The sequence below is a fragment of the Ramlibacter sp. P4_H7 genome, assembly GCF_056400765.1.
On sequence record NZ_JBFUKP010000021.1, the window covers coordinates 1 to 18319 of the forward strand.

The following is an 18319-nucleotide window of genomic DNA, read 5'->3' on the forward strand; positions in this document are numbered from 1 at the left end:
AGCTGGACGTCCGCCACAAGTTCACTCGCCCCTACCGGCCGCAAACGAACGGCAAGGCCGAACGGTTCATTCAGTCCGCCCTCAGGGAGTGGGCCTACGGCTTCGCGTACCGGCACTCCAGCGAACGCACTGCGGCCCTGGATCGCTGGATCCATCACTACAACTGGCACCGCCCCCATCAGGGCATCGGAGGCGCCGCTCCGATGTCCAGACTCAACAAGTCAAGAAACAACCTCTTGACTCTTCACACCTAGTCGAAGATCTCGGTCAGCTCGCCCAGGTGCGTGAGCGTCAGCTGCGGCTCCTGCTCGTGCGGCCACAAGGCATCCGAGCGATTGAGCCACGCCGCCTGCATGCCCGCATTGAGGGCGCCCAGCGCATCCAGGGTGGCGTCGTCGCCGATGTGCAGCATCTCTTCCGGCAGCGCGTCGACGGCGCCGGCGGCCGCATGGAAGATGCGGGGGTCGGGCTTGCCGACACCGAACTCCCGGGCGCTCACGTTGGCGCGGAAGTAATGCCCCAGCCCGATGCGCTGAAGGTCCGCATTGCCGTTGGACAGCGCGACGACCGGGTAGCGGCGGGCCAGGAACTCCAGCGCGGGCAACGCGTCCTCGAACAGCATGACGCGCTGGCGCTCCGCGAAGAACACGTCGAATGCGGCCTCGGCCAGCAGCGGGTTCTCGCCGGCGCGGTACAGGGCCAGCCGGATCGACTCGCGGCGCAGGGCACTCATGTCGTGCTTGAGGTCGGGCCGCGCCGTGGTCATTTCACCGCGGATCTCGCGTAGCGCCCCGGGGCTGGAGAACAGCGCCGCCGTCATGGGCGCATGTTCGACCAGCCAGTCGTGCAGCGCCTTCTCGGCCCGTTCGATGGTGGGCCAGATCGGCCACAGCGTGTCATCCAGGTCGATGGAGACGGCCTTGATTTTCCGCGTGTCCAGCATGGCGGCGAGAATACCTCATGCCCGCGAACGAAAGCTCCCAGGTCCCCCGCCCCCACCAGCATGGGCAGGCCCCCTTCACCGCCGTGCTCCTGTGCAACCTCGGCACCCCCGACGCGCCCACGCCGGCGGCCGTGCGCCGCTACCTGGCGGAGTTCCTCGCCGACCCGCGGGTGGTGGAGATCCCGCGCGCCCTGTGGCTGCCGCTGCTGTACGGAGTGATCCTGCCCCTGCGGTCGGCGAAATCGGCGGCGAAGTACCGGACCATCTGGACGCCCGAAGGCTCACCTCTGAAGCTGTGGACGGAGCGCCAGGCCAAGCGCCTGCAAGGCTGGCTGGGGGAGCACGGCCAACGTGTGCGCGTGGCCTACGCCATGCGCTATGGCAGTCCCTCCATCGCCTCGCAACTGGGCGCGCTGGCCGACGCCGGCGCCGACCGCATCCTGGTGCTCTCCGCGTACCCGCAGTACTCCGGCACGACGACGGCCAGCGTCATCGACGCCGTCACGCAGTGGACCCGCACCCGGCGCGCCGTCCCCGAACTGCGCTTCGTGAACCACTACCACGACGACCGCGGGTACATCGAGGCCCTTGCCCACCGCATCGAGCGCCACTGGCGCGAACACGGCCGGCCCGACCACCTGGTGATGAGCTTTCACGGCGTCCCCGAACGCACCCTGCACCTGGGCGACCCGTACCACTGCGAATGCCGCAAGACGGCACGCCTGCTGGCCGACTGGCTGCAGCTGGCGCCCTCCGACTACACGCTGACGTTCCAGTCCCGCTTCGGCAAGGCGAAGTGGCTGGAGCCGTACACCGAGCCGACCCTGGAGGCGCTGGCGCGCGACGGCAAGCGGCGCGTCGACGTGGTCTGCCCCGGCTTCACCAGCGACTGCCTGGAAACCCTGGAGGAAATCGCGCAGGAAGGACGGGATGCCTTCCTGGCCGCAGGCGGGCGCACGTTCCACTACATCCCGTGCCTGAACGACGAGACCGAATGGATCCGGGCCCTGGGCGGCATCGTGCAGCAGCACCTGGGGGGATGGCCCACGCAGGCCGCACCGGATCCCCAGGCGCTGGCCGCCCAGAAGGAGCGCGCGATAACGCTCGGCGCGGCGCGTTAGGCCGCGACGGAGCTGGCCGGATCGACCACTGTCTCGTGCTGGTCGATGAAGGCCCGCACCAGGTCCAGTTGCTCCGGGACGTTCAGCGCTGGTGCGTGGCCGCAACCCTGCACCTCCACGACCTGCGTCAGCCCCAGTGGGCCGGGACCGCGCGCCAGCATCTCCGTGGCCGCGTCGGACAGCACCAGGTCGGATTCGGCACCGCGCAGCAGCAGCACGGGGATGCGCAGCCGGTCGTAGTGCTCCCACAGGTCATAGTCGTCGGGGTGGTCGGTGAACTGCCGGACCATGGACGGGTCGTAGTGCGGCGTGACGCGCCCATCGGGCAAGCGCCGGGTGGAGGTCTCCGCCAGGCGCCGCCATTGCGCATCCGAGAGCCAGCCGTAGGGCTTGTACACCTGCCGGAAGAAGCCTTCCAGTTCCGCCATGGTGGCAAAGGCCGGTGGATTGCCGGCGTAAGAGCGGATGCGCGCCACGGCCGCGGCGGCCAGCCGCGGCGCGTTGTCGTTGAGGACCAGGCTCTGGATGCGCGCCTTCAGCTGCGGCTGGAACAGGCCGGACGCGCACACCGTGCCAATCGCCCCGCCCATCGACGTGCCGACCCAGTGCGCGCGCTCGATCCCCAGCCGATCGAACAGCTCCGCCGCGAGCCGCGCATAGAACTCCAGCTTGTACTCGTTGCCCGGGTCCGGGCTCCACTGGCTGAGGCCGCGGCCTATCGTGTCCGGGCAGATCACCCGGTAGCGATCGGCCAGCGACTGCGCCAGTTCGTCCATGTCCCGTCCAGTGCGCGCCAGGCCATGCCAGGCGATCACCGTCCCGCGCTGGCCGCCGCCCCACTCGGTGAAGTGGATCTCACGTCCGGCGCAGGTGACGTAGTTCGAGCTGAAGTCCATGGCGTCCTCGTCTTCAGCCGCCGGTCATTCGACGTGGATCGCCTGCGCGGCGGGAGTGGCGTCGAACACCAGCTTTCCGGGCCAGGTCGGCCAGGTGACGCCGAGCGCAGCGTTGTTGGGATCGCCGTTGCGCGCAAACGTGGAAAGCGTCTGCATCACGGTGGCAGAGAGCTCCAGGCGCCCGGGCCGGCTGGCCTCGCCGAACCACACATTGCCGAACAACGACGGCCCGAAGTTGCCGAAGATGAACGGCAGGTCGATCACGTGCACGGCACCGTAGATGTCGTTCCAGGGCGCCGGCTGCTTGTCCCAGTCGAAGCGGTAGTACCAGACGTCCGGCTGCTTCGCCTTGAGCGCATTGAGCACGTTGTCCCGGCTGGCGAGGAAGAAGATCTGGTTCAGCCTTTCAGCGCGCGCCGTGAACCCCGTGACCGGCGCGTTCACCGGCAGGTAGGAGGCGGCGATCCACTGTTCGACCGTCGTCTGCGGCGCCGCGTTCGGGTCGTACGAGAAGTGGTTGGCGAACAGCTGCGCGTCCGTGACCAGGCGCGCGTTGCCGGTGCCTCCCACCAGCGGCAGGAAGGACGGGAACAGCTTGCCTTCGTCGCGCGCGTTACCGGCCAGGACCGGCACGTGCACGTAGTTGCCCGCGGCGATCGCGTTGATCGGGTTGGCCGCCACCACCGTGCCGTCCGGGATGGGACCGGAGCCTGAAAGCCCGAGCAAGGCCAGGCGGGTCAGCAGCGTGGAGAACAGCTGCGCAGGCGACTTGCCGCGCATGTAGGCCGCGATCTGGGCGTTACTTTGGGTGGCGATGTAGGCCAGCGCGGATGCGGTATCGGTGGCGAGCCCGTCCGCGATCACCAGGTTCTGCAGCAGCGCATTGCCCTGCAACAGGTAGGTGGAGGCGGGACTCAGTGTCGGCAGGCTGCCCGCGGGAAGGTTGCTGGCGAGCGAGATGCCGCCGGACAGCGGCACGTTGCGGTGGAACAGCTTCGGGTTCGCCGCCGTCATCAGCGGCGACGTCTGCAGCGCCCACACGTTGATGGCGCCCGCGGACTGTCCCATGATGGTGACGTTGTCCGGGTTGCCTCCGAAGGCGCGGGCATTCTTCTGCACGAACTGCAGCGCCTTGATGCTGTCCAGCATCGTGTAGTTGCCGGAGTCGTTTGCCGGGTCACCCGTCCGCAACTGCGGCAGGTTGAGGAAGCCCAGGATGCCCAGCCGGAAATTGGCCGTGACCACCACCGCGTTGGCCGTGCTCGCGAGCGCCGCGCCGTCGTACACCGGGTCCGCCGTGTAGCCGGACACGTTGCTGCCGCCGTGGAAGAAGACGATGACCGGCAGGTTCTGCTCGGAGCCGCGCGGGCGCCAGATGTTCAGGTACAGGCAATCCTCGCTGCCGACCGCCTGGTTCAGCGTCGTGCCTATGGTTTCGTCATAGCGGTTGTTCGCGCCGGGACCGTAGATGCGCCCGTATTGCGCACATGCGGGCGCGAAGGCCGTGGTGGCACGCTGCGCCGTCCAGGGCTCCGGCTCTTGCGGTGGCTGCCACCTCAGCGCGTCCACCGGTGGCTTGGCATACGCGATGCCCTTCCAGGAGAAAGTGTTGGATGCATCCGGCGCGCCGCGCACGTCGCCCAGGTGCGTCGTTCGCACCAGGCCGGACTTCGCATTGGACGACTGGAGATTCGCGGAAGCGTCGGTGCCTCCGCCGCCGCACGCGGCGAGCGACAGGAACAGTCCGACCGTGGCCGCGCAGCTCACGAGCCGCGATCGGCACTTCGAATCGAAGGACCGGGCGGATCGCGTTGTCTCTTTGGTTTTCAACTGACTCTCCTTGCAGGCTGGGGTGAATCCGGCGGGGAAGCCGGGGCGGGGGAAGGCGTTCGATGCAAGGCCGGGGACCGCAGCGCGCGCAGGCGACCCACGATCCCGGTCGGGAAGTAATAGACGGACAGGACGAACAGCAGGCCCAGCCACAGCAGCCAGCGGTCCGGCGACAGCAGCGCCGCCAGCCAGGGCAGGCCCGACACGGCCTCGCTGGCCAGCTTCAGCAGGTCCTGCAGGTAACTCTGCGCGACCAGGAACAGGCCGGCGCCGATGGCGGCGCCGTAGATGGTTCCCATGCCGCCGATCACGACGATCAACAGCACGTCCAGCATGATCTCGAAGGACAGCGTGGTGTCGGGGCCGTTGTAGCGCAGCCAGATCGCCAGCATGGCGCCCGCCAGCGTGGCGAACAGGGCCGACAGGATGCTGGAAATGGTGCGGTACACCACCACGCGGTAGCCGATGGCCTCGGCGCGGAACTCGTTCTCGCGGATCGCCTGCAACACGCGCCCGAACGGCGAGTTGACGATGCGCAGCATGGCCAGGAACAGCACCAGCGCCAGCACGAACAGCAGGTAGTAGCAGGCCAGCCGGCCATCGAGGGAGACCCCGAACAGGGGCGCGTCGGTGAACTGGTGGCTGGGCGACAGCAGCTCGGGCATCTTGAAGGTCAGGCCATCCTCGCCGCCCGTGAAGTCCGACAGCTGCGAGGCGAGCGTCTGGAACGCCGCCGCGAAGGCAAGCGTGATCATCGAGAAGAAGATCGCTCGCACACGCAGCGAGAACAGGCCGATGGCCAGCGCCAGCACGAAGGACAGCGCCAGTGCGGCGAGCGTTCCCACCAGGATGGAACTCCAGCCCGCGCCCATCCGGGTGGCGGCGATCGCCACACCGTAGGCACCGATGCCGAAGAACATCGTGTGCGCGAAACTGACGATGCCGGTGTAGCCGAGCAGGAGATCGAAGCTCGCCACCAGCACCACGAACACCAGCACCTTGGCGCCGACGTTGAGCGCCTTCACGCCCGGGAACAGGAAGGGCGTGAACGCCAGTGCGAGCAGCAGCAGCAGCAGGATCGCCGCCAGCACGCGGCTGCGGGGAAGGTCGTTGGACAGCAGGCGGGTCAGCATGGAATCACTTGCTGAAGGCATAGACACCCTGCGGCCGCCACAACAGGATGGCCATCATGAGCAGGATGTTGGAGAACAGCGCCATCTTCGGCACCAGGAAGCCGGTGTAGTTGGCCATCAGGCCCACCAGCAGCGCGCCGACCAGCGCGCCAGTGGTGGAACCCAGTCCGCCGATGATCAGCACGATGAAGATCAGCACGTTCACCTGCGCGCCCATCTGGGGCACCACGTTCTGCTGGTAAAGCCCCCACATGACGCCGCCCAGTCCGGCCAGCGCGCTGCCCACCATGAACACGCCCACGAACAGGACGCGGATGCGGTAGCCCAGCGACTCCACCATTTCGCGGTCCTGCACGCCGGCGCGGATCAGCAGGCCGATCTTGGTGCGCGTCAGCGTCCACAGCAGGATGGCGAAGACGAGGACGCCGACCACGACGGCGATCAGGCGGTACTTCTCCACCGCCGCGTCGCCCAGGTACAGGCTGCCCTTCATCCCTTCCGGCAGCGGCAGCGGGATCTGCAGCGGGCCCCAGATGACCTTGATCAGCTCCTCGCCGATGATCATCCCGCCCATGGTGATCAGGATCTGCTTCAGGTGGTTGCCGTACACCGGCCGCACGATGAAGCGCTCGAAGGCGAGGCCGATCGCACCGGCCACCAGCATGGCGACCACCATCGCCGGCAGCACCGCGAGCAGGTTGATCCACAGGCTTGCCGAGGCCGTGTAGTCCGCCATCGAGCCCAGCACGCTGGTGGCGACGAAGGCGCCCAGCGCGATGAAGACGCCGTGGCCGAAGTTCAGCACGTCCATCAGGCCGAACACCAGCGTGAGGCCCGAGGCGATGATGAAGACGATCATGCCCATCGCCAGGCCCGCCACCGTGAGCGTCAGCCAGGTGGACGGCGAGCCGATGAAGGGCAGAACGACCAGCGCGAGCACCGGCACGAGCGCCAGCGGCTTCCAGTCCATTTCCTTCCAGTTCATAGCGCCAGCCCCAGCAGCGAGTGCTGCAGCTCCTCGTCCTCGGCCAGTTCCTGCATGGAACCCGCATGGACCACGACGCCGTTGTCCATGACGGCGACGGTGTCGCCCAGCCGCTTGGCGAAGCTGATGTTCTGTTCGACCAGCAGGATGGTCACGCCCTGGGCCTTCAGCTGCGCGAAGGCGTCGATCATGTTGTTGATGATCGCGGGCGCCAGTCCCTTGCTGGGTTCGTCGATGATCAGCAGCTCGCGCGGTTCGACGATCGCGCGCGAAACGGCGAGCATCTGCTTCTGCCCGCCCGAGAGCTTGCCGGCCGGGTGGTTCCAGAACTTCTCCACGGCCGGGAACAGCGAGAAGATCCACTGCAGCCGCTTTCCGTCGATCTGGGCGGCACTGCGCGCACCGCGCGCGGCCAGCACCATGTTCTCCTTCACCGTGAGGTCGGCGAAGATGCCCATGTTCTCCGGCACGTAGGCCACGCCGAGCCCGGCGATCTGCGGCGTCGGCGCCTGCGTGATGTCCTGGCCGTCGAAGTCGATGCGGCCCTGCGACGCGCGCCACAGCCCCATGATCGTGCGCAGCGTCGTCGTCTTGCCGGCGCCGTTGCGGCCCAGGAGCATGGTGAGTCGTCCGCGCGGCACGGCGAGATCCACGCCATGCAGGATGTGGTACGCCCCGATGTGCGTGTGCACGCCGGAGAGGGTAAGGAGATTGGCAGTCATGGTCTTGCTCCTTCCCCCGCTGGGGGAAGGTCGGGATGGGGGCGCCGTGCCAAGGCGGGGACCGCCCCCACCCCAGCCCTCCCCCGGTAGGGGAGGGAGACGTGCAGTGCGGTCATGCGGCCCCCTTCGGCGCGGCCATGCCCAGGTAAGCCTCCTGCACCACCGGAGATGCGATCACGTCCGCCGGTTCGCCGTCCGCGACCAGCGTGCCGTTGTGCAGCACGATGATGCGGTCGGCGAGCTCGCGCACCACGTCCATCTTGTGTTCCACCAGCAGGATGGTCTTGCCCTTGTCCGCCTTCAGCTTGCGGATCAGGTCGAGGATGACCGGGGCCTCGGCGTGGTTCATGCCGGCGGTGGGCTCGTCGAACATGTAGACCTGCGGCTCCAGGGCCATCAGCAGCGCCACTTCCAGCTTGCGCTGGTCGCCGTGCGGCAGGTTGGCCACGAGCTCGTGCTCCTTGTCCTTCAGGGCGATCTCGGCCAGCAGCTGGTCGGCGCGCGCGAGCAGGCCGGCGTGGTCGCTCCAGACGCTCCACAGGTTCAGTCCGCGGCGGTGGGCACCCGCGCGCATGGCCTGCACCGCAAGGCGCACGTTCTCCAGCACCGTGAGGCGGGGAAACAGGTTGGTCAGCTGGAACGCGCGGCCCAGTCCCGCCCGCGTGCGCTCGGAGGCGGACGCGCCGGACAGGTCGCGGCCGCCCAGCGTCACGGTTCCGGCCGTGGCCTTGAGCTGCCCGGAAATCAGGTTGAAGTAGGTCGTCTTGCCGGCACCGTTCGGCCCGACGATGGCCGTCAGCGTCCCCGGCTCGAAGGAGCAGGTGACGCCGTTGACGGCGACGTGACCGCCGAAGCGGACCGTCAAGTCGTGCGTGGCGAGTTGGCTCATGGCTTTGGCAGGGTGAACGAAGCCGGGCCGCGCCTTCCGCGCAGCCTGCTCCCATTGAAATCCGTCGAAGGACGAGGCGGCGGTCGCCGCCTCGTTTTCACCTCCGCGCCAGCGTCACCGCTTGTTGCGGATCGGGACCTGCATTTCCTCAGGCTTGATCTCGTGCACCAGTTCCGGCACGCCCCAGGCGAACGCCGGATCCACCTTGATTCTGAAGTGGTACATGCTCTGCATGGCCTGGTGGTCCTCCTTGCGGAAGGTCATCTTGCCCTTGGGCGAGTCGAAGGACATGCCCTCCATGGCGGTGATCAGCTTGTCGCTGTTCGTGTCGCCATTGGTCTTCTTCAGCGCGGTCACCAGCGCCATCGCCGCGGAGAAGCCGCCGGCCGTGAAGAAGTCCGGCGGGCTCTTGAACTGCTTGTAGTGCTGGGCGACCATCGCCTCGTTCACCGGATTCTTCGGGATGCCGAAGTAGTAGTACGTGGCGCCTTCCATGCCGGGGAAGTTCTTGTACGAGGCCATGGCCGGCAGGATGTTGCCGCCGGTGAAGACGTCGATGTTGTAGCGCTGCTTGAGGTTCTGCGCGGCGAGCGCATTGAACGGCGGCGTGCCGCCGGCCCAGATCACCTCGATCGCCTTGCGCCCCGGCTGGTCCTTCAGCTTGTCGACGATGCGCTGGATGCCGGCGGTGAAGTCGGTCGTCGTCTGCGGCAGGTATTCCTCATGGACGATCTTGGCGTTCTTCAGGGCGTCCTTGAAGGCCTTCACGCCGTCGCGGCCGAACGCATAGTCTTGCGCCAGGGTGACGACCGAGGTGCCGGCCTTGTCCATCGCCACGGCGTTGGAGATCGCGTCCTGCGAGCTGTTGCGGCCGGTGCGGAAGACGTACTTGTTCCACTTGTCGCCGGTGATGGAGTCCGCCACCGCAGGTTCGACCAGCAGGATCTTCTTGTATTCCTCGGCGACCGGCAGCATCGCCAGGGCCACGCCGGAGGAAGTCGGGCCGATCGCCAGGTCCACCTTGTCGTCGGCATACGCGGTCGCCAGCAGCGACTTGCCCAGGTCGGGCTTGCCTTGGTCGTCCTTCTCGATCAGGACGATCTTGCGGCCGTTGACGGCCATCGTGCCGCCGGTGGCGTACTCCAGCCCCATCATCAGTCCGGTCTGCGTCTGCTTGCCGTACGCCTCCAGCGGGCCGGTGCGGCTGTAGATGTGCGCGATCCGGATTTCCTTGGACTGCGCCCACGCCAGGGGGGCGGTCAGTGCGGCGGCTGCGGTCGCGGCGAGCGCGACCCAGGTGCGTCGTTGCATGCTTCGTGTCTCCTGAATTTTCGGGGGGGGAACGCCTCCCAGTTGCACGTCCCATGCCAGCGTGCAAGTCCTTGTGGGACAAGGAGTTTTATGAGCGACCGTGATGGAATGCCCGGCTTTCAGACAACTCAAGCTGCCTGATTTCCAGGCAGATGTCTGATTTTCAGGCAGTCAGCTCGAGGCGCTCGTACAGCTTGGCCCGGGAGATTCCCAGCAGGCGGGCCGCCGCCAGCTTGTTGCCGCCGGTGGCCTCCAGCGCCGCCTGGATCGCGGAGCGCTCGACCTCCGCGACCTGCTCCGCCAGCGGCCGCAGGGCATCGCGGCTGCGCGCGGCGCGTTGCTGCGGAGGCGGCGCCGACGGCATCCGCTCGATGCCGGCCTCGCGCAGCACTTCTTCCAGCAGGCTTTCGTCGATGTGCCGGGAGTCGGTGCGCATGGCCGCCTGCTCCAGCACGTTGCGCAGCTCGCGGATGTTGCCGCGCCAGCGCTGCGACGAGAGCATGGCCAGTGCGTCGGCACCCACCTCGAACGGTGCGGTGCCGTTGCGGATGGCGATGTCCTCCACCAGCACCTCGACCAGCGCCGGAATGTCCCCGCGCCGTTCGCGCAGCGGCGGCACCTTGATCGGCAACACGTTCAGGCGGTAGTACAGGTCTTCGCGGAAGCGGCCTTCCCGCACCAGCGCCGCCAGGTCGCGCGAGGTGGCGGCAATCACCCGCGCATCGAACGGCACCACCTTGTTGGATCCCAGCGGCTCGATCTCGCCTTCCTGCAGCGCCCGCAGGAGCTTGGGCTGCAGCGCCAGCGGCATGTCGCCGATCTCGTCGAGGAACAGGGTGCCGCCGTCCGCCAGCTTGAACTTGCCGGAGCGGCCCTTGCGGTCGGCGCCGGTGTAGGCGCCGGGGGCCACTCCGAAGAACTCCGCCTCCAGCAGCGTGTCCGGCACGGCAGCGATGTTGACGCTGACGAAAGGGCCGCGCGAGCGCGCCGAGGCCGCATGCGTCGCGTGGGCCAGCAGTTCCTTGCCGGTGCCCGTTTCCCCCAGCAGCAGCACCGGGCTCGACGACTGCGCCGCCTTGCGCGCCTGCCGCTTCACTTCCACCGCCGCCGGGCTGCCGCCGACGAAGCTGGCCAGGGTGTACTTGCTGCGGCGCTGCGTTGCGAGCTCGCGGCGGGCATCGTCCAGGTCGCGCTGCAGGTTCGCGAACTTGTGGATCAGCGGTTGCAGGTTGGTCTCGGGATGGTCGAACAGCACGATGCCCAGCGCGCCGATCACCTTGCCCTGTTCGTCGCGCAGGGGGATGCGGCTCACGCCGAAGGTGCCCGCCTTGTTGGACAGCAGGTCGATCAGGATGGGCTTGCCGGTCTCCAGCACCCGGTGCATCTGCGTGTTCTGCACGACCTCGGAGACCGGATGGCCCACGAAGTCCTCCTCCCGCTCGTAGCCCAGCGCGGGCAGGAAGCGGCGGTACTGGTCGTTGATCCAGACGACGCGCGCGTTGCGGTCCACCAGCAGCATGCCTTCGCTGGCGTTGGCGAACAGGTCGAACATGGAGCGCGCGGCCAGCTCCAGGATGCGCTGGCCGTCGAGCGGCAGCGAGGCGTCGGACTTCATGCGGCGATGGTAGCGCCGCCATCCTCCTGCGCCACCCGGATCATCCCCGGGATTGACCCGGAACGCTGCGCCGCTTCAGGTTTCCACGCCGCCGTGCGGCAAGGTCCCCGCGCCGCGGCGGCGGGCCTGGACGAACTTGTAAAGGCGCGGCAAGGCCAGCACCGCCACGATGACGACGATCAGGGTGATCGACATCGGGCGCTCGAAGAAGACGCGGGGACTGCCCTCGCCGATGGAGACTGCGTTGCGCAGCTGCGCCTCGGCCAGCGGCCCCAGGATCATGCCCACGACCACGGGCGCCGTGGGAAAGTCGAAGCGCCGCATGACCACGCCGACCAGCCCGATGGCCCACAGCAGCACCAGGTCGAAGGCGCTCTGGCGCATGCCGTACGCGCCCACCGTCGCGAAGATCAGGATGCCGGCATACAGCTGCGGCTTGGGGATCTTCAGCAGCTGCACCCACAGCTTCACCAGCGGCAGGTTCAGGATCAGCAGCATCACGTTGCCGATGTACAGCGAGGCGATCAGCGCCCACACCAGCGCCGCCGAAGTGGTGAACAGCTGCGGGCCCGGCTGGATGCCGTAGTTCTGGAAGGCACCCAGCAGGATGGCGGTGGTGTTGGAGGTCGGGATGCCCAGGGTCAGCAGCGGGATCAGCGCGGTGGTGACGGTGGCGTTGTTCGCCGCCTCGGGACCGGCCACGCCCTCGATGGCTCCGGCGTTGCCGAACTCCTCCTTGTCCGCGCCCTTCGCCAGCTTCTTCTCCACGGCGTAGGACAGGAAAGTCGGGATCTCCGTGCCGCCGGCCGGGATGCAGCCGAACGGCGCGCCGATCGCGGTCGCACGCAGCCAGGCCGGGACCGAGCGGGCCCAGTCGCGCTTGGACATGTAGACCCGGCTCATCCGGTTCTGCGTTTCCTCGACCTTGCCTTCGTACATCGCGAAGTACAGGACCTCGGCGACCGCGAACAGGCCCACGGCCACCAGCACGATCTCGATGCCATCGAGCAGTTCCGGCACGCCGCCCGTGTAGCGCGCCTGGCCGGAAATCTGGTCCATGCCCACCAGGCCCAGCGCCAGGCCGAGGAACAGCGCGGTCATGCCGCGCAGCGTGCTCTGCCCCAGCACCGCGCTCACGGTCGTGAAGGCGAGCACCATCAGCAGGAAGTACTCGGGAGGACCCAGTTTCACCGCGAAGTCGGCCACCGTCGGCGCGAACAGCGTGACGATCACCGTGGCGATGGTCCCGGCCACGAACGAGCCGATGGCGGCGGTGGCGAGCGCGGCGCCCGCGCGGCCGCTCTTGGCCATCTTGTTGCCTTCCATGGCCGTGACCATGGACGCGGTCTCGCCGGGCGTGTTCAGCAGGATGGACGTCGTCGAGCCGCCGTACATCGCACCGTAGTAGATGCCGGCGAAGAAGATCATGGACGCGGTGATGTCCACCTTGGCCGTGATCGGCAGCAGCATGGCCACGGCCACCGCGGGGCCGATGCCGGGCAGCACGCCGACGGCCGTGCCCAGCACGCAGCCGACGAAGGCCCACAGCAGGTTGATGGGGCTGATCGCCGTCGCGAAGCCGTGCAGGAGGGAGGCGAAGATGTCCATGTCAGATCCAGCCGGTGGGCGTCAGCCCGGGCAGGTTGATGGCGAGGAACTTGGTGAAGGTCCAGAACACCGGCGCGGCGATCAGTGCGCCGGTCACGGCGTCGATGCCGATGCTGCCCGCGCCCATCGCCTGTCCCTGCGCGCGGCGCAGGCCCTGCACCGCCAGCAGGTAGCACAGCGTGCAGCTGAGGATGAAGCCGATCGTGGTGATCAGCGCCGCATTGGCCAGCAGGCCGGCCGACACCCAGACCAGTCCGGGCCACCAGGCTTGCGGCGCACCCGAAGGCTCGGCCATGTCGCGAAAGCCGCCGGTCACCGCCTCGCGCACGATCAGCACGCCGCACACCAGGAGGACGGTGGCCACGAGCCAGGGCAGGAAGTTCGGACCGACACCGCCATAGCCGGCCTCGCCGGGGATCGTCAGTGCGCCCACGGCCAGACCGAGCCCGACGAGCGCCACGAAGGCGCCCACGAGCGTCTGCACCGTGCGCTGGGAAGATGGTTGTGTCATGTTCTGCCCTCCACAGGCCCCGGGAAAGAGAAGCGCCCGGCAAGCCGGGCGCGTACTGCTGACGTCAGGCCGTCAGATCATGCCGGCCTTGGCCATGGTCGCGCGCAGCTTGGCGAATTCGTCGTCGACGAACTTGTCGAAGTCGGCACCGGCCAGCACGGCGGGCGTCCAGTCGTTCTTCTCCATGGCTTCGGCCCACGACTTCGTCTTGATGGCCTTCATGACCATGTCCGTCAGTGCCTTGCGCTGTTCGGCGTTGATGCCTGGCGCGCCGTAGACGCCGCGCCAGTTGCCCAGCTCGACGTTGATGCCCTGTTCCTTCAGCGTCGGGACGTCGATGCCCTTCAGGCGCTGGGGCGAGGTGACGGCGATCGCCTTCATCTTGCCGGTCTTGATGTATTCCGCGAACTCGCTGTAGCCGCTGCCGCCCACCGTGACGTTGCCGCCCAGGATGGCCGCCGTGGCCTCACCGCCTCCGCGGAAGGCCACGTAGTTGATCTTGGCGGGATCCACGCCCACTTCACGCGCGAGCATGGCCGCGGCGATGTGTTCCGTGGAACCCCGCGAGCCGCCACCCCACTTGACGCTGCCGGGGTCCTTCTTCAGCTGGGCGACCACGTCGGCCATCGTCTTGAAGGGGGAGTTGGCGGGCAGCACGTAGACGTTGTATTCGCTGGTGAGGCGCGCGATGGGCGTGGCCTGCTTGAGGTCCACCGGCGGCTTGCCGGTGATGATCCCGCCCAGCATCACGGCGCCCATCACCATCATGGCGTTCGGGTCGCCCTTGCTGCCGTTGACGAACTGTGCCAGGCCCAGCGCGCCGGCGGCGCCGCCCTTGTTGTCGTAGGTGACGCTGTCGGCCACCTTGGCATCGGTCAAGGCCTTGCCCAGGGCGCGGCCGGTGGTGTCCCAGCCGCCGCCGGGGTTGGCGGGAATCATCATCTTGACGTTGGCGGCAGCGCGGGCCGACAGCGGCAGCGCACCGGCCGCGGCGAGGGCGGCCATGCCCTTGAGAAACTGGTCACGACGCATTTCTTGTCTCCTGAATGGAAGCTGACTATGGTGAAGCCCGCGGCTGTCATTCGGCTGTCCGGAGGCATTAGGGAAAGTGCTAATGTGCCGCCCGGTTATGGTCGCGGGCATGAAGCTGCTGCTGGTGGAAGACGACCCGTCGATGCAGACGGCGCTCAAGCGCACCCTGCAGAACCGGGGCATGGAAGTCCAGCTGTGCAGCGACGGCCGCGATGCCCTAGCCCAGTGGAAGCTCGCGCCTCCCGACGTGGTCATGCTCGACCTCACCCTGCCCGGCATGGACGGGCTGCTGGTGCTGGAGGAAGCGCGGCGCAGCGGACTCGCGACCCCCGTGCTGATCCTCACCGCCCGCGGCACCGTGGGCGACCGCATCCTCGGCCTCAACGCCGGGGCGGATGACTACCTGCCCAAGCCCTTCGACCTGGATGAGCTGGAGGCGAGGCTGCGCGCGCTGCACCGCAGGCGCGCGCCCCACAGCCGCGCGGCCGCCGAGCCGGGCATCGGCGGCCTGCACTGGGATCGCGAGAGCGGCGTCATTTACTGGCGCGAGCAAATCCTGGAACTCGCGCCGCGCGAATCTGCGCTGCTCCAGGCCCTGCTGGCGCGTCCGGGCCATGCTGTTCCCAAGGAACGCCTGTTCGAAACCGTCTTTCCGGGCGAGACCGACGTGCAGTACGAAGCGATCGAGGTGGTGGTCTACCGGCTGCGCAAGAAGCTCGCCGCCACCGGCGTGAAGCTGGTGACGCTGCGCGGGCTGGGCTACCTGCTCAAAGCCGGCGAATGAGCTTGCGCTCCATCTCGCTGCGCAGCTACCTGCTCGCGGGCATCCTGGTCCCGATCGGCGTCGTGGTGGCACTCAATGCCTTCACGCTGTACCGCAAGACGCTGCAGGCGGTGAACACCGCCTACGACCGCACGCTGCTGGCTTCGGCGAAATCCATCGGCGAGCAACTGGACGTTCAGGGCTACGACGACCAGGCCGTGCTGCGCGCGACCGTTCCGTACTCCGCGCTGGAAGCCTTCGAGGCCGACGTGCAGACGCGCATGTATTACCGGGTGTCCAGCCTGCGCGGGCAATTGGTGTCCGGCTTCGAGGACCTGCCGTTCTCGCAAGGAAACATCGCCCCGCAGCCGCCGTATGCGGCGCTGGTGGACTTCTACGACACGAGCTTTCGCGACAGCCAGGTGCGCGTCGCAGTGCTGCTGCAGCCGGTGGCCAGCCCCAGCGGCCGCGGCATGGCCGTGATCCAGGTGGCGGAGACGCTGGAACTGCGCCGCCGGCTCACCCGCCGCATCCTGATCGACTTCCTCTGGCAGCAGGCCCTGCTGGTGGCGGTGATCGCGCTGGTGGTGCTGGTCGTGGTGCAAGGTGCGACCCGGCCGGTGCGCCGGCTCAGCACGACGCTGCAGGCCCGCCGCGAGGGAGACCTCACGCCGCTGCCGGCGCAGGATGCACCGCGCGAACTCGCGCCCCTGGTCGATGCCACCAACGAGGTGATGGCGCGGCTGGACCACCTGCTGGAAAACCAGAAGCGCTTCGTGCGCGACACCTCGCACCAGCTGCGTACGCCGCTCGCCGTGCTCAAGGCGCAGGTGCAGTCCGCGTTGCGGGGCGACGTCGAGCCGCGCCAGGCGCTGCAGGAGATCAACGAGACGGTGGAGCGCGCGACCGTGCTGGCCAACCAGATGCTGTCGCTGGCGAAGGTGGAACAGTTGCGCGAGCAGGCCGACGCGCAAGTCAACGACCTGTCCGAGGCGGTGCGTGCCATGGCGCTGGAACTCGCGCCCCTGGTCGCGGACAAGGACATCGAATTCGACATCGACACCCGGCCCGCACCGGTGCAGGCGCACGAGTGGATGCTGCGCGAGCTGTCGCGCAACCTGCTGCACAACGCGATCAAGCACACGCCACCCGGGGGTGCGCTCAGCATCCGGGTGCTCACCGACGGCAACACTGCGGCGCTGGTGGTGAGCGACAGCGGCCCTGGCGTGACGGCCGAGCTTCAGGCCCGGCTGTTCCAGCCGTTCTCCGCGGGCGACGTGCGCAGCGGCTCCGGGCTGGGCTTGGCGATCTGCCATGAGATCGTCCGGGCGCTCGGCGGGACCATCGAGCTGGAAAACCGTGAAAAGGACCGCCGCATCGCCGGACTGGATGCGACCGTGAGGCTCCCGCTGGCGGAGAATCGGGCCTGAATGGACCGGTTGCGAATCGACAAATGGCTGTGGGCCGCGCGCTTCTACAAGACGCGCAGCCTCGCGACGGATGAGATCGACAAGGGCCGCGTGAGCATCAATGGCCAGGAGGTGAAGCCGGCCCGCGAGGTGAAGGTGGGCGACACCGTCTCCCTGCGCCGTGAAGGCCTCACGCGCACCGTGCTGGTCAAGGGCGTGTCGGGCGTGCGCGGCCCCGCCCCGGTGGCCCAGCAACTCTATGAAGAAACGCCGGAGAGCCTGCACGATCGCCAGCAGGCGGCGGAGCAGCGCCGTTACGCGCGTGAACCCGCGCTCGCCATCGAGCATGGCCGTCCCACGAAGCGCGGCCGCCGCGAGCTCGACGAAGCACAGCGCCAGGGCTGGGGCGACCGCTGGAGTGCGTCGGTCGACGACGAGGGATCGCACCGAAAGTAGCGCCCAGCCTTGGTGCTTCCACTAGGCGACGACACCCGTGTGGGGTGGTCTACTTCCTGCTTTGCCGAACCGTCGACAAGAGGAGTATCCAGATGGGCATTCGCAAATGGGCCGCGGCCACGGCCGCCGTGCTGGTCTTCGCCGGCACCGCGCACGCGCAGCAGTTCTTCCGCATCGGCACCGGCGGCACCGCCGGCACCTACTATCCCGTCGGCGGCATGATCGCCAACGCCGTGTCGCAGCCGGGCAAGATCATCGCCACCGCGCAGGCCAGCAACGGCTCGCTGGCGAACGTGAATGCGATCGCGGGCGGTTCCATGGAAGCGGGCCTGTCGCAATCCGACGTCGCCACCTGGGCCTACACGGGCACCGGCGCCTTCGAGGGCAAGCCCAAGGTCGCCGACCTGCGCATGATCGCCAACCTGTACCCGGAAAGCATCCACCTGGTGGTGAAGAAGGGTTCCGGGATCAAGAGCGTCGCGGACCTGAAGGGCAAGCGCGTCGCGCTGGACGAGCCCGGCTCCGGCACGCTGATCAACGCCCGCATGGTGCTGGCGGCCTGGGGCGTGAAGGAGACCGACATCAGGCCGGACTACATCAAGCCCAACCAGGCGGGTGACAAGCTGAAGGACGGCTCGCTCGATGCATTCTTCTTCGTCGGCGGAGCCCCGGCGGGCGCCATCGCGGAACTCGCGTCCAGCGGCGTGGGCATCGAACTGGTGCCGCTCACCGGCGGCCCGGCCGACGCGCTGCGCAAGCAGAACCCGTATTTCGCGGTCGACAACATCGCGGCCGGCACCTACAAGGACGTCGCGGCGGTCCAGACGCTGGCGGTCGGCGCCCAGCTGGTGACGAGCGCCAAGCTGGACACCGAGACGGTCTACCAGATCACCAAGGCGATGTACTCGGACTCCACGCAGAAGACGCTGGCGGCCGGCCATGCCAAGGGCAAGTTCATCACCAAGGAGAACGCGGTCCAGGGCGTGGGCATTCCCTTCCACCCCGGCGCCGAGAAGTTCTACAAGGAAGCCGGCCTGCTCAAGTAAGGCCGCGCACCGGCACGCACAGGCAGGGAGGCAGCACCTCCCTGTTTTT

General features: G+C 68.0%; 18 protein-coding genes. 6 read left to right on the forward strand and 12 right to left on the reverse strand.

What is annotated here, in order from left to right:
• A partial coding sequence (locus AC1DSA_RS21790; protein ID WP_477892990.1) for an integrase core domain-containing protein occupies positions 1-254 on the forward strand: 254 nt, incomplete at its 5' end.
• Here AC1DSA_RS21790 and AC1DSA_RS21795 read toward each other — a convergent pair.
• Complete coding sequence (locus AC1DSA_RS21795; RefSeq protein ID WP_477892991.1) at positions 251-943, reverse strand: HAD family hydrolase; 693 nt, start codon at positions 941-943, stop codon at positions 251-253. The genes AC1DSA_RS21790 and AC1DSA_RS21795 overlap by 4 nt on opposite strands.
• 17 nt (positions 944-960) lie before the next feature.
• Between AC1DSA_RS21795 and hemH the strand changes: the two genes are divergently transcribed.
• Positions 961-2064, forward strand: a complete 1104-nt coding sequence (gene hemH / locus AC1DSA_RS21800) for a ferrochelatase (RefSeq protein WP_477892992.1) — start codon at positions 961-963, stop codon at positions 2062-2064.
• On the opposite strand, the gene AC1DSA_RS21805 is transcribed toward hemH, so the two are convergent.
• The 11 genes from AC1DSA_RS21805 to AC1DSA_RS21855 all read right to left on the reverse strand — a co-directional run bounded on the left by AC1DSA_RS21805 (position 2061) and on the right by AC1DSA_RS21855 (position 14596).
• Positions 2061-2960, reverse strand: a complete 900-nt coding sequence (locus AC1DSA_RS21805) for an alpha/beta fold hydrolase (protein WP_477892993.1) — start codon at positions 2958-2960, stop codon at positions 2061-2063. The two genes, hemH and AC1DSA_RS21805, sit on opposite strands and share 4 nt — an antisense overlap.
• 24 nt (positions 2961-2984) lie before the next feature.
• Positions 2985-4727, reverse strand: coding sequence for a carboxylesterase/lipase family protein (locus AC1DSA_RS21810; RefSeq protein ID WP_477893147.1), 1743 nt, complete (start codon positions 4725-4727; stop codon positions 2985-2987).
• Positions 4728-4786: 59 nt separating this feature from the next.
• Complete coding sequence (locus AC1DSA_RS21815) at positions 4787-5923, reverse strand: branched-chain amino acid ABC transporter permease (RefSeq protein ID WP_477892994.1); 1137 nt, start codon at positions 5921-5923, stop codon at positions 4787-4789.
• Positions 5924-5927: 4 nt separating this feature from the next.
• On the reverse strand, positions 5928-6908 hold the full coding sequence (locus tag AC1DSA_RS21820; protein WP_477892995.1) for a branched-chain amino acid ABC transporter permease: 981 nt from the start codon (positions 6906-6908) through the stop codon (positions 5928-5930).
• Entirely contained in the window at positions 6905-7630 is a 726-nt protein-coding gene (locus AC1DSA_RS21825; RefSeq protein WP_477892996.1) for an ABC transporter ATP-binding protein, read from the reverse strand. Before AC1DSA_RS21825 ends, AC1DSA_RS21820 begins: the two co-directional genes overlap by 4 nt.
• 112 nt (positions 7631-7742) lie before the next feature.
• Positions 7743-8519 (reverse strand): ABC transporter ATP-binding protein, encoded by a 777-nt coding sequence (locus AC1DSA_RS21830; RefSeq protein WP_477892997.1) that lies wholly within the window; start codon positions 8517-8519, stop codon positions 7743-7745.
• Positions 8520-8633: 114 nt separating this feature from the next.
• Positions 8634-9830: a substrate-binding domain-containing protein gene (locus AC1DSA_RS21835; RefSeq protein WP_477892998.1), complete on the reverse strand. Its 1197-nt coding sequence runs from the start codon at positions 9828-9830 to the stop codon at positions 8634-8636.
• 163 nt (positions 9831-9993) lie between these two features.
• Positions 9994-11445, reverse strand: a complete 1452-nt coding sequence (locus AC1DSA_RS21840) for a sigma-54 interaction domain-containing protein (RefSeq protein ID WP_477892999.1) — start codon at positions 11443-11445, stop codon at positions 9994-9996.
• A gap of 75 nt (positions 11446-11520) precedes the next feature.
• On the reverse strand, positions 11521-13053 hold the full coding sequence (locus tag AC1DSA_RS21845; RefSeq protein ID WP_477893000.1) for a tripartite tricarboxylate transporter permease: 1533 nt from the start codon (positions 13051-13053) through the stop codon (positions 11521-11523).
• A gap of 1 nt (position 13054) precedes the next feature.
• Positions 13055-13564: a tripartite tricarboxylate transporter TctB family protein gene (locus tag AC1DSA_RS21850; protein ID WP_477893001.1), complete on the reverse strand. Its 510-nt coding sequence runs from the start codon at positions 13562-13564 to the stop codon at positions 13055-13057.
• A gap of 72 nt (positions 13565-13636) precedes the next feature.
• On the reverse strand, positions 13637-14596 hold the full coding sequence (locus AC1DSA_RS21855; RefSeq protein WP_477893002.1) for a Bug family tripartite tricarboxylate transporter substrate binding protein: 960 nt from the start codon (positions 14594-14596) through the stop codon (positions 13637-13639).
• A gap of 109 nt (positions 14597-14705) precedes the next feature.
• Between AC1DSA_RS21855 and AC1DSA_RS21860 the strand changes: the two genes are divergently transcribed.
• The 4 genes from AC1DSA_RS21860 to AC1DSA_RS21875 all read left to right on the forward strand — a co-directional run bounded on the left by AC1DSA_RS21860 (position 14706) and on the right by AC1DSA_RS21875 (position 18270).
• Positions 14706-15380, forward strand: coding sequence for a response regulator transcription factor (locus tag AC1DSA_RS21860; protein WP_477893003.1), 675 nt, complete (start codon positions 14706-14708; stop codon positions 15378-15380).
• Complete coding sequence (locus AC1DSA_RS21865) at positions 15377-16789, forward strand: sensor histidine kinase (RefSeq protein WP_477893004.1); 1413 nt, start codon at positions 15377-15379, stop codon at positions 16787-16789. Before AC1DSA_RS21860 ends, AC1DSA_RS21865 begins: the two co-directional genes overlap by 4 nt.
• The gene (locus tag AC1DSA_RS21870; protein WP_477893005.1) at positions 16790-17224 is read left to right on the forward strand and encodes an RNA-binding S4 domain-containing protein; all 435 of its coding nucleotides are present in this window, start codon (positions 16790-16792) and stop codon (positions 17222-17224) included.
• Between the two features lie 92 nt (positions 17225-17316).
• Positions 17317-18270 carry a TAXI family TRAP transporter solute-binding subunit gene (locus tag AC1DSA_RS21875; protein WP_477893006.1) on the forward strand — a complete coding sequence of 318 codons (954 nt, stop codon included), beginning with the start codon at positions 17317-17319 and terminating at the stop codon, positions 18268-18270.
• The last annotated feature ends 49 nt before the right edge of the window (positions 18271-18319 follow it).

Excerpts from the sequence above, each read along its gene's own strand:
- AC1DSA_RS21795 (WP_477892991.1), bottom strand. The coding sequence starts at position 943 with ATGCTGGACACGCGGAAAATCAAGGCCGTCTCCATCGACCTGGATGAC.
- hemH (WP_477892992.1), top strand. The coding sequence starts at position 961 with ATGCCCGCGAACGAAAGCTCCCAGGTCCCCCGCCCCCACCAGCATGGG.
- AC1DSA_RS21805 (WP_477892993.1), bottom strand. The coding sequence starts at position 2,960 with ATGGACTTCAGCTCGAACTACGTCACCTGCGCCGGACGTGAGATCCAC.
- AC1DSA_RS21815 (WP_477892994.1), bottom strand. The coding sequence starts at position 5,923 with ATGCTGACCCGCCTGCTGTCCAACGACCTTCCCCGCAGCCGCGTGCTG.
- AC1DSA_RS21820 (WP_477892995.1), bottom strand. The coding sequence starts at position 6,908 with ATGAACTGGAAGGAAATGGACTGGAAGCCGCTGGCGCTCGTGCCGGTG.
- AC1DSA_RS21825 (WP_477892996.1), bottom strand. The coding sequence starts at position 7,630 with ATGACTGCCAATCTCCTTACCCTCTCCGGCGTGCACACGCACATCGGG.
- AC1DSA_RS21830 (WP_477892997.1), bottom strand. The coding sequence starts at position 8,519 with ATGAGCCAACTCGCCACGCACGACTTGACGGTCCGCTTCGGCGGTCAC.
- AC1DSA_RS21835 (WP_477892998.1), bottom strand. The coding sequence starts at position 9,830 with ATGCAACGACGCACCTGGGTCGCGCTCGCCGCGACCGCAGCCGCCGCA.
- AC1DSA_RS21840 (WP_477892999.1), bottom strand. The coding sequence starts at position 11,445 with ATGAAGTCCGACGCCTCGCTGCCGCTCGACGGCCAGCGCATCCTGGAG.
- AC1DSA_RS21845 (WP_477893000.1), bottom strand. The coding sequence starts at position 13,053 with ATGGACATCTTCGCCTCCCTCCTGCACGGCTTCGCGACGGCGATCAGC.
- AC1DSA_RS21850 (WP_477893001.1), bottom strand. The coding sequence starts at position 13,564 with ATGACACAACCATCTTCCCAGCGCACGGTGCAGACGCTCGTGGGCGCC.
- AC1DSA_RS21855 (WP_477893002.1), bottom strand. The coding sequence starts at position 14,596 with ATGCGTCGTGACCAGTTTCTCAAGGGCATGGCCGCCCTCGCCGCGGCC.
- AC1DSA_RS21860 (WP_477893003.1), top strand. The coding sequence starts at position 14,706 with ATGAAGCTGCTGCTGGTGGAAGACGACCCGTCGATGCAGACGGCGCTC.
- AC1DSA_RS21865 (WP_477893004.1), top strand. The coding sequence starts at position 15,377 with ATGAGCTTGCGCTCCATCTCGCTGCGCAGCTACCTGCTCGCGGGCATC.
- AC1DSA_RS21870 (WP_477893005.1), top strand. The coding sequence starts at position 16,790 with ATGGACCGGTTGCGAATCGACAAATGGCTGTGGGCCGCGCGCTTCTAC.
- AC1DSA_RS21875 (WP_477893006.1), top strand. The coding sequence starts at position 17,317 with ATGGGCATTCGCAAATGGGCCGCGGCCACGGCCGCCGTGCTGGTCTTC.